This window comes from Deferrisoma sp. (assembly GCF_054681715.1).
This window is the reverse complement of sequence record NZ_BAAHFQ010000117.1, coordinates 1-9,229: the sequence shown is the minus strand read 5'-3', so window position 1 is coordinate 9,229 and position 9,229 is coordinate 1. Positions and strand designations below refer to the sequence as shown.

Below are 9,229 nucleotides of genomic sequence, written 5' to 3'. Positions count from 1 at the left end.
GCGACGCCAGGTCCGTGGCCCGGTTTCCCGTGTACGGGAGGTTTGGGCCCCGCCGTTCCCGCACCGACCCTCGCCCCTGGGGGGAAGCCTGGGGGTGGAGCAGGGCCGGTGCATTTCGGCCGGGGACATGGAGCTCCCCGGTTCCATCGCAGCAGGCAACCGGACGAGGATCCCATGAGAACGACGGAAGAGCGCCTGGAACGGGTGGTGTGCGCCGAGTACTGCCGCCTGTTCAAACCCTGGGAGGAGCGCCAGAAGTGTGCCGGGTTTGCCCTGCTGCGCCATCAGGTGGCGCGCGGGGGACTCGCCGTGGACGCCGTGGAGCGGCTGCGAGGGGCCCGGGTGCGGTGGAGCGGGAACCACGACGCCGTGATCCTTCGGAGCGCGTGCATCCACTGCGAGCTCTATCCCTACCGCTGCCCCTTCCGCCGGCCGACGAAGGAGGACGCGGGGGAACCGTGCGGGGCGGCCCTGGTGCTCGACGCCCTCCTGGAGCGCCGGGTGATCCGGGCCCAGGATCTCTTTTGGGGGGAACCGACCGGGGAGGCCCGTCCGAGTTGAGGGGGGAAGGAGACGACCTCGAGCTCGAGCGGGTGGTGCGCCACGTGCGGATCGGCCGGGCCTGGGCCGGGCGCACGGTGTTCGACGCCGTGCGCGAGGCGTTCCCCCAGGTGGAACCCCGGGAGGTGTTCCGCAAATGCCGGTCCGGGGAGATCCGGGTGAACGATCGCCCCTGCGACGCGCTCGACCGGGCGGGGGAGGGCGACGTCGTGTCGGTGGTGCTCTTTCGGCCGGCGAGGCCCACGGTGTTCCCGGCCGAACGGGAGCACGAGGCCGTCGACACCCCGGCCGGGCCGTTTCGCATCGTCCGAGAAGACCCCCACCTCCTGGTGGTCTCGAAGCCGCCGGGGTGTGCGAGCCACCCCGCCCTGGGGCACGCCGGCGACACCCTGATCGAACGGATCCGGGCCTACCTCGGGATTACCCCGGAGGCCCCCTTCCAGCCCGCGCTCGCAAACCGCCTGGACCTGGAGACCTCGGGGATCGTGCTCGTGGCCAAAACCCGAACCGCCCAGCGCCGCCTGGGCCGGGCGCTGCAGCGGGGCGGGGTGGCCAAGGCCTACCTGGCCCTCGTGGCCGGCTGGCCCGAGCCCCCCGAGGGGGAGATCCGGATCCCCCTGCCTCGCCACCCCGACTCCCGCGACCGGGCCCGCCGGCCCGAGGGGCACCCCCGCCGCCGGCCGGTGCTCCAGGAGGCCGTGACCCGGTACCGCACCCGGGCCCGGTACCTCTACCCGTTTCCGGTGGCGCTTTTGGAGATCGATCTCGTGACCGGCCGCACCCACCAGATCCGGCGGCACCTGCGGGCCGTGGGCCACCCCCTGGCCCTGGACCGTCGGTACGGGGACCCGGGGTTCAACGAGGACATGGCCCGGATCGCGGGGCTCGGCCGGATGTTCCTGCACGCCTTTCGGGTGCGGCTCCGGCACCCAGCCGGGGGCGGCATGCTGGAGGTGGAGGACCCGCTACCCGAGGACCTTTCGGCCGCGCTGCGGGCGTTCGGGAGCCCGGTGTGGGAACCCGGGGCGGCGACGAGGCCCGAGTTGACGACGACCCCTTCGTGACGAGGAGGCCCACATGCCCGACACGTATCGCGTTCTGGTGACCTGCTCCCTCGGCCAAGCCGCCCTCGACCGGTTCGCCCGGGAGCCCGGCTTCGCCGTGCACGTGGAGAACATCAACGATCCGGCCGAACTGGCCCGGCGGGTTCCGGGGTTCCACGCCGTGGTCGTTCGGTCGAACGTCAAGGTGACGCGGGAAGTGCTCGAGGCCGGCACCGATCTCAAGGTGGTCGGGCGGGCCGGCATCGGGGTGGACAACGTCGACGTGGAGGCGGCCACGCGGCTTGGGATCGCGGTGGTCAACGCCCCGAGCGGCAACGTGGTCACGACGGCCGAGCACGCGCTCACCCTGCTCATGAGCACGGCCCGCAAGGTGCCCCAGGCCTGCGCCGCCTTGAAGGCCGGCAAATGGGAGAAGAAGCGGTTCCTGGGCCGGGAGCTCCGGGGCAAGACCCTGGGCATCGTGGGGGTGGGCCGGATCGGCTCGGTCGTGGCCGAGCTCGCCCGGGGCATCCGGATGCGGGTCATCGCCTACGACCCTTACCTCACCGAGGAGCGTGCCGCCCAGCTCGGGGTGGAGAAGGTGGACCTGGACCGGCTCCTGGCCGAGGCCGACGCGATCACGGTGCACACCCCCCTGACCCCCGAGACCCGGGGGCTCCTGGGCGACGAGGCCTTCGCCAAGGTCAAACCCGGCGTGATCGTGGTGAACTGCGCCCGGGGCGGCATCGTGGACGAGGACGCCCTCGACCGGGCCATCGCCGAGGGCAAGGTGGCCGGGGCCGCCTTGGACGTGTTCGAAACCGAGCCGCCGCCCCCGAAGCCCCTCTACGCCCGGGACGAGGTGGTGGTCACCCCCCATCTCGGGGCCTCGACCGTCGAGGCCCAGGAGAGCGTGGCGGTGGAGGTGGCCGAGAACGTGATCTCGTTCCTGCGCACGGGGGTTGCGCCCAACGCGCTCAACGCGCCCAGCGTGCCCGCCGAGACCCTGGCGAGGCTGGGGCCCCACCTGGACCTTGCCCGGCGGTTGGGATCGTTTCTGGCCCAGGCGGCCCCGGGCGCCGTGGACCGGGTGGTGGTGTCGGTCCAGGGGCAGGCCGCTTCGGGCCCCGGGGTGGACCTCATCGCGGCGGCGGCCCTGGAGGGGCTCCTGCGACCGGTGCTGGAAAGCCGGGTGAACCTGGTGAACGCCCCGGCCGTGGCCAAGGAACGGGGCATCCGGGTCTCGACCCAGGTTTCCGCCGACGCGGGGGACTTCACCGACCTGGTGGCGATCGAGGCGGCCGGGCCCGGGGGCACACACCGGGTGGAGGGGACGCTCTTCGGCAAGCACGAGCCCCGGATCGTGCGGTTCGACGCCTATCGCATCGACGCGCTCCCCCAGGGCACCCTGATCCTCATCTACAACCGCGACGTGCCGGGGGTGATCGGACGGATCGGCACCTGCCTCGGGGAGCGGGGGGTCAACATCGCGGGCATGTACAACGGCCGGGAGGCGCCGGGCGGAACGGCCATCAGCCTGGTGAACATCGACGGGCCGGCCCGGCCCGAGGTGCTCGGGGCCCTGCGGGAACTGCCCGAGATCCTGGAGGTGCGGGCGCTGGGGCTGTAAGGGGGGCTAGGCGGCTTGGCAGCGAGGCGGCCGGGCGGCGAGGAGGCGCCCCGGTCAGGGCTGGGCGGGGCTTGGCACGAGGGGGGCCCCATCCTTCTCCGTGGCCTCCGCGCCCTCCGTGGTGCAACTCTTCAAGAAGGGGAGGGCGAATCGGCCTCCTGGGCCCGGACCCACTCGTCAATCCGCCGGGCGTCCTCCTCCGGCAGGTCAAGGAACTGGAGGCCGAAGCCCGGGGGGTGGGGGGAGCCGTGGCGGTAGGGCCGGGCCCACACCACCCGGGCCCGGCAGGAGAACACCCCCTCGACCCCCGGCAGTTCGAACCGGATCTCCACCTCCTCGCCCGGCCGGCGGGTGCGGGGCGAGTTGATGAACAGCCCGCCGCGGCTCACATTGGTGGCGTAGCCAAAGAAGACCTCCATGCCGGCGATGCACCGGGCCTCCCGCACCGGGAGCGGGCTGCGGGGATGGGCCCGGCGGTCGGCCGGGGGCCTCGTGGACGGCGGTTTCCTCATGGCCCGTCCTCCACGGTTTTTCGGTACACCAGCGCGCGGCCGTGGTACTCCGGCCGGAACCCCTCGAGCCCCGAGAGGAGCGTCTCGGCGCCTCCTAGAATGAGCACCCCGCCGGGCGCAAGGGCCGAGGCCAGGCACCGGTAGAGCTTGGCCTTCGTCTCCCGGCCGAAGTAAATCCCGACGTTGCGGCACAGCACCACGTGGAACCCCGTGTCGGGGGGCGGTTCGGCGACCAGGTTGTGGCGCCGGAACCGCACCCTTCGGCGCACGTTTTCTTTCACCCGGGCCCGGCCGTCGGGCAGGGGGTCAAAGTACCGCGCCCGGGCGGCCGCGTCGAGCCCGCGGGCGAGCTCCCAGTCGTCGTACTCGGCCCTGCGGGCCCGCTCCAGGGCCCGGGGGCTCAGGTCGGTGGCCAGGAGGTCGAGCACGATCCGGCCGGTCTCCAGGAGGTCCCACAGGCACATGACCACGCTGTAGGGCTCCTGGCCGTGGCTGCACCCGGCGCTCCAGACCCGCAGCCGAAAGGGAAGGGGCTTTCCCTGGGCGAATGCCGGGACGATCGCGTTGCGCAGGGCCTCGAAGGGGGCCCGGTCGCGGAAGAACGAGGTCTCCGGGGTGACCACGGCCTGAATGAGGGCTTCCACCACGCGGCGGCCCCTCTGGGTCACGGCCGGCACGAACTCGTCCCAATCCGCGCACCCGAGGTCCCGCAGCAGCCCCCCGAACCGCGCCCGGGCGAAGTACTCCTTTCCCGGCCCGAGCCGGATGCCGGTGTGCCGGTACACGAGCTCGGCGATGGCCCGGTACGCGCCCGGCCGGAGCGGTGGGATGGGCTGGGGTTCGGCCACGGGTCGTCCTCGGCAAACGGGTATCCGCCGGCTCTCCCCCGACCGGGGGACCGGCGTCTTCCCTATCGGCCGTTTCGGCCCGATCGTTGACCCCAAGTTGCCCCGAACGGCGGCGCTCGGGCATGATCTGGTGGGGCGTGGGGGGGCCCGCAGGGCCTAGCAGCGCGTGGGGGCTGACCGGCGAGCCCGGGTGCCGCTTGTAGGAGCGCCTCCCCAGGCGCGATCCGGGCCGAAGGCCCGCCGGAAAAATTGTCGCGGTTCGGAATCCGCTCCCACGGGCCGGGACAAGCGCCGACGCTGGAATCACCGAAGATTTTGGCTTCCCGGCATCCCAGCGTCCCAGCGTTCCAGCTTCCTAGCATCCCAGCGTCCCAGCTCTTCGGAGGAGGATTCGCGTGCGGGTGATCGTGGTGGGGGCCGGCGAGGTGGGGTTCCACACGGCCGACCGGCTGGCCCGGGAGGGCCACGAGGTCGTGGTGGTGGAGCAGAACCGGGCGGCCCTGCGGTCGGTGGAGGAGCGCCTGAACGTGCTCGCCCTCGAGGGCAACGGGGCCGAGGCCCGGGTGCTCGAGGAGGCCGGCATCGGGGAGTGCGGGCTCTTCATCGCCGTGACCGACGTGGACGAGGTGAACCTGGTGGCCTGCCTCCTGGCCAAGGAGTACGGGGTCCCGGTCAAGATCGCCCGGGTGCGGTCGGTGGCCTACACGGGGCGGGGCGCCGTGCTCAACGCCGAGAAACTCGGGATCGAACTCCTCATCAACCCCATGGAGGCCGTGGCCCAGGATCTTATCAACATCGCGAGCCACGCGGCCGCGGTGGAGGTGGCCGAGTTCGCCGACGGCCGGATCCTGTTCGTGGGGTACCCCATCACGGCCTCGAGCCCGGTGGCCGGCCTCACCCTGGCCGAGATCGGGGAGCTGCGCGCCATGTACCCCTTCGTCGTGGCGGCCATCACCCGCCACGGCCGCACCCTGATCCCCCGGGGCGACGACACGGTGGAGCCCGACGACCACGTGTTCCTGGTGATGCGCCGGGAGGATCTGGGCGCGGTGCGGTACATGTTCGGCCTGGAGAAACGTCAGACCCGCCGGATCTTCGTGTTTGGGGGCGGCGCCGTGGGCCAGCGGGTGGCCGAGCATTTCGATCGGGAGCGGGCCGAGGTGACCCTGGTGGAGCCCGACCGGGCCCGGTGCGAGGACCTCGCGGCCCGGGCCCGGCGGGCCACGATTCTCCAGGCCGACATCACCGAGGTGGACGTGCTCCTCTCGGAGGGCATCGGAAAGGCCGATGTGGTGGTGGCCACCACGCCCAACGAGGAAAAGAACATCCTCGCCTCGCTCCTGGCCAAGCGCCACGGGGCCCGCCGGGCCCTGTGCCTGGTGGACCAGCCCGCCTACGTGGGCCTGGTGCCGAGCCTGGGGATCGACGCCTGCATCAGCCCCCGGCTCTCCACGGCGAGCGCCATTTTGAAGTACGTGCGCCGCGGCGGGGTGTTGAGCGTGGCCACGGTGGAGGAAAACCAGGCCGAGGTGCTGGAACTCCGGATCCCCGAGGGGTTCCCCTGGGCCCACCGGCCGCTCCGGGAGGTGCCGTTTCCCCGGGGTGCCCTGGTGGGAGCGGTGGTGCGGGGCGACGAGGCCTTCATCCCCACCGGCGAGACCGCACTCCAGCCGGGCGACCGGATCGTGGTGTTCGCCCTGCCCGAGGCGGTGGTGGCGGTGGAAGACTTTTTCGGTGCCCAATGAACCTCTTCGCCCTCGCGCGCGTCCTGGGCGGGCTGGGCCTGGCCCTCTCCGCCATGCTGTTGGTGCCCCTGGCCCTCTCGCTCGCCGACGGCGACGGGGCCCAGGCCGGCTTCTTCGGGGCGATCGCCGCGGGACTGGGGGGCGGCGCCTCCCTTCTGGCCCTCGGCCGCCGGGGGTCCCCGGACCTCACCCACCGGGAGGGATTCGCCGTGGTCACCCTGGGGTGGTTCTTCTTCGGGGTCGTGGGGGCGCTCCCCTACCGGCTCACCGGGGCGCTTCCCACCCTGGTGGACGCGGTGTTCGAGTCCCTCTCGGGGTTCACGACCACCGGGGCCACGGTGCTCACCGACATCGAGGCCCTGCCCCGGAGCCTCCTCCTCTGGCGGGCCACCACCCACTGGCTGGGAGGCATGGGCATCATCGTTCTGGGGCTCGCCATCCTGCCCATGCTGGGGGTGGGCGGCATGCAGATGTTCCGGGCCGAGGTGCCCGGCCCCACGGCCGACCGGCTGCGGCCGCGCATCCAGGATACGGCCAAGCTCCTTTGGGGCGTGTACGTGCTGTTCACCGCGGCCGAGACCCTGCTCCTCATGCTGGGGGGCCTCGACTGGTTCGAGGCGGTTTGCCACGCCTTCGCCACCATGGCCACGGGCGGGTTCAGCACCCGAAACGCCAGCGTGGCCGGGTTCGGGAGCGCCTACGTGGACGCCGTGATCACGGTGTTCATGTTCCTCGCCGGGGTGAACTTCGCGCTCCACCACGCGGCCCTGACCGGGGGCTGGCGCCGGGTCCTGCGGAACGAGGAACTTCGGGCCTACGGCCTCCTCACCCTGGGGGCGGTGGGCATCCTGATGATCGCCAACGCCGCCGGCCCCTACCCCGACCTCCTTCAGAACCTCCGGTACAGCGCCTTTCAGGCCGTGTCGATCCTGACCACCACCGGGTTCGGCACGGCCGACTACGAGGCCTGGCCCGTGGTGGGGCAGGTGCTCCTCGTGCTCCTCATGTTCATCGGAGGCTGCGCCGGCAGCACGGGGGGCGGCATGAAGGTGAGCCGGGTGGTGCTCATCTTGAAACACGCCTGGGCCCAGCTCTGGGCGCTCATCCACCCCCGGGGGGTGCGGCTCGTCAAGATGGATGGCCGGCCGGTGCCGCCCGAGGTGCTCCAGGGCGTGCTCGGGTTCTTCGCCCTCTACCTCCTGGTCACGGGCGGCGGGGCGCTCGCCATGGCGGCCCTGGGGGTGGAGCCCGTAACCGCGGTGGCCTCGGTCATCGCCTGCGTGGGGAACATCGGCCCGGGCCTGGGCGACGTGGGCCCGGTGGACAACTACGCCCACCTTCCCCAGACCGGCAAGGCCGTGCTCACCTTCTGCATGCTGGCCGGCCGGCTCGAACTCTTCACCGTGTTCGTGCTCTTTTTCCCGGGGGCGTGGAGGAAGTAGGATGAACCCCTGCCTGGGCCGTAAGGGGGGTGACCGGCGGGACCCCGGCGGTGAGACCGGCTCCCGGGGCGACAGCCGGGTCGGTTTCCGTTGACGTCCCCGCTTGGGGGACTTGGCTCTGCCGCCCGGAGGCCTCGCGGGGCCGTTGTTTCTCCGCCAGCGAACCCATAGGAGATTCCTGCATGAACCCCTTTGACCTGTTCGTGGCCGTTTTGGCCGGGATCTTGCTCCTGGCGGGGATCTGGAAGGGGGCGGTGCGCCAGATCGCCGGGCTCGTGGGGGTGGTGGCCGGGGCCGGGGCGGCGTTGCGGTACCACGCGGTGGTGGCGGCGCACATCCCGTGGTTCGGGCCGGCCACCCGGGAACTCGTGGCGTTTGCCGGGATCCTGATCGGCTGCATCGCCGCGGCGTTCCTCGTGGGGGTGGGGATCTCCCGGCTCCTGGGGGCCGCGTGCCTGGGTTGGGTGGACCGCACCGTGGGCGCGGGCCTGGGGCTCCTCAAGGCCGCCATCGTGGCGGCCACCGTGGCTTACTTCCTGGGGGCGGTGCTTCCGCCGCGCGCCCCGCTGGTGCGTGAGTCGAAAACCATGCCCTACGCCCTCCGGGCGGCCGACGCCGTGCTCGACCTCCTGCCCCGGGCGTACCGAACCCCCGTCCGGGAGGGCCGGGACGCCCTCCGGGACCTGGCGCGGAATCTCTGATCGAGGGGAGGCGAGCATGACGAGCGAGGGGAACGCCGGCACGGCGCGAGTTCTGTTTCTGGGGCTCCTCCACACCGTGCGGCGGGAGCAGGGGCTCCCGAGCGAGGCGGACGTGGAGGTGCCGGCCGAGGGAGTGGCGGCGGCCGAACTTGCCCGGCGCCTGGGGCTCCCCCTCGACCGGATCGAGGCCGTGATCGTGAACCACCGCACCCACGACCTCTCCCACCCCGTGCGCCCCGGCGACCGGGTGGCGTTCGTCCCCCAGGGAACCCCGGGTCCCCACCGCTACACCCTGGGCATCTACGCGGCGGGGAAACGACGCGTGGAATAGGCTCGCCGCTCGGGGCGGATTCAACGGCCAGGTTCAGGGGGGCTTCCCAGCCTCCCAGCTTCCCAGCTTTCTAGCCTTCCCCCAGTCCGCCCAGGAGTTCTCGCACCTCGCCCTCGAGGGGCACGGCGCGGCCGGTCTTGGCCGACACCACCACGAAGGTCACGTCCGCGTCCGCCACCAGGGTGTCGGAGCCCGCGAGCCAGACCTCCTGCCGGATCACGCCAGAGCGGTTCCCCAGGCTCTTGAGCGACGAGCGCACCTCCAGCACCTCGCCCAGGAACGCCGGCCGGCGGTAGCTGATGTTGATGTTCACCACCGAGAACCCGTACCCACCCTTCATGAATCCGGCCAGGTCGCCCCGCTCCTCCACCCAGCTCCACCGGGCCTCCTCGAGGAACTCCAGGTACCGGGCGTTG

The 9,229-nt window shown here is 72.2% G+C and carries 10 protein-coding genes; 7 read left to right on the top strand and 3 right to left on the bottom strand.

Annotated elements, in window-relative coordinates:
- Positions 1-174 precede the first annotated feature (174 nt).
- From ACY0I8_RS13705 to serA, 3 genes are read left to right on the top strand one after another with little or no spacing between them, the layout of a single operon-like run.
- Positions 175-561 (top strand): hypothetical protein, encoded by a 387-nt coding sequence (locus ACY0I8_RS13705; protein ID WP_461395203.1) that lies wholly within the window; start codon positions 175-177, stop codon positions 559-561.
- Entirely contained in the window at positions 558-1,625 is a 1,068-nt protein-coding gene (locus tag ACY0I8_RS13700) for an RluA family pseudouridine synthase (protein ID WP_461395202.1), read from the top strand. Before ACY0I8_RS13705 ends, ACY0I8_RS13700 begins: the two co-directional genes overlap by 4 nt.
- A gap of 13 nt (positions 1,626-1,638) precedes the next feature.
- The gene (serA, locus tag ACY0I8_RS13695; RefSeq protein WP_461395201.1) at positions 1,639-3,234 is read left to right on the top strand and encodes a phosphoglycerate dehydrogenase; all 1,596 of its coding nucleotides are present in this window, start codon (positions 1,639-1,641) and stop codon (positions 3,232-3,234) included.
- A 131-nt stretch (positions 3,235-3,365) separates the two neighbouring features.
- On the opposite strand, the gene ACY0I8_RS13690 is transcribed toward serA, so the two are convergent.
- A complete protein-coding gene (locus ACY0I8_RS13690; protein ID WP_461395200.1) occupies positions 3,366-3,746 on the bottom strand; it encodes a PilZ domain-containing protein in 381 nt (126 codons plus the stop codon).
- Positions 3,743-4,594, bottom strand: a complete 852-nt coding sequence (locus tag ACY0I8_RS13685) for a CheR family methyltransferase (protein WP_461395199.1) — start codon at positions 4,592-4,594, stop codon at positions 3,743-3,745. Before ACY0I8_RS13685 ends, ACY0I8_RS13690 begins: the two co-directional genes overlap by 4 nt.
- A 395-nt stretch (positions 4,595-4,989) precedes the next feature.
- On the opposite strand from ACY0I8_RS13685, the gene trkA reads away from it, so the two are divergent.
- From trkA to ACY0I8_RS13665, 4 genes are all read left to right on the top strand, one after another.
- Positions 4,990-6,339, top strand: coding sequence for a Trk system potassium transporter TrkA (trkA, locus tag ACY0I8_RS13680; RefSeq protein WP_461395198.1), 1,350 nt, complete (start codon positions 4,990-4,992; stop codon positions 6,337-6,339).
- Complete coding sequence (locus tag ACY0I8_RS13675; RefSeq protein WP_461395197.1) at positions 6,336-7,781, top strand: TrkH family potassium uptake protein; 1,446 nt, start codon at positions 6,336-6,338, stop codon at positions 7,779-7,781. The genes trkA and ACY0I8_RS13675 overlap by 4 nt, the downstream gene beginning before the upstream one ends.
- Positions 7,782-7,963: 182 nt before the next feature.
- Positions 7,964-8,482 carry a CvpA family protein gene (locus ACY0I8_RS13670; RefSeq protein ID WP_459943211.1) on the top strand — a complete coding sequence of 173 codons (519 nt, stop codon included), beginning with the start codon at positions 7,964-7,966 and terminating at the stop codon, positions 8,480-8,482.
- A 16-nt stretch (positions 8,483-8,498) separates the two neighbouring features.
- Positions 8,499-8,813: a MoaD/ThiS family protein gene (locus tag ACY0I8_RS13665; RefSeq protein ID WP_461395196.1), complete on the top strand. Its 315-nt coding sequence runs from the start codon at positions 8,499-8,501 to the stop codon at positions 8,811-8,813.
- 70 nt (positions 8,814-8,883) lie between these two features.
- Here the strand turns inward: ACY0I8_RS13665 and ACY0I8_RS13660 are convergent.
- Positions 8,884-9,229, bottom strand: a 346-nt coding sequence (locus ACY0I8_RS13660; RefSeq protein WP_461395195.1) for an acyl-CoA thioesterase, incomplete at its 5' end; no start/stop codon positions are given.

Excerpts from the sequence above, each read along its gene's own strand:
- ACY0I8_RS13670 (WP_459943211.1), top strand. The coding sequence starts at position 7,964 with ATGAACCCCTTTGACCTGTTCGTGGCCGTTTTGGCCGGGATCTTGCTC.
- ACY0I8_RS13675 (WP_461395197.1), top strand. The coding sequence starts at position 6,336 with ATGAACCTCTTCGCCCTCGCGCGCGTCCTGGGCGGGCTGGGCCTGGCC.
- ACY0I8_RS13690 (WP_461395200.1), bottom strand. The coding sequence starts at position 3,746 with ATGAGGAAACCGCCGTCCACGAGGCCCCCGGCCGACCGCCGGGCCCAT.
- ACY0I8_RS13705 (WP_461395203.1), top strand. The coding sequence starts at position 175 with ATGAGAACGACGGAAGAGCGCCTGGAACGGGTGGTGTGCGCCGAGTAC.
- ACY0I8_RS13665 (WP_461395196.1), top strand. The coding sequence starts at position 8,499 with ATGACGAGCGAGGGGAACGCCGGCACGGCGCGAGTTCTGTTTCTGGGG.
- serA (WP_461395201.1), top strand. The coding sequence starts at position 1,639 with ATGCCCGACACGTATCGCGTTCTGGTGACCTGCTCCCTCGGCCAAGCC.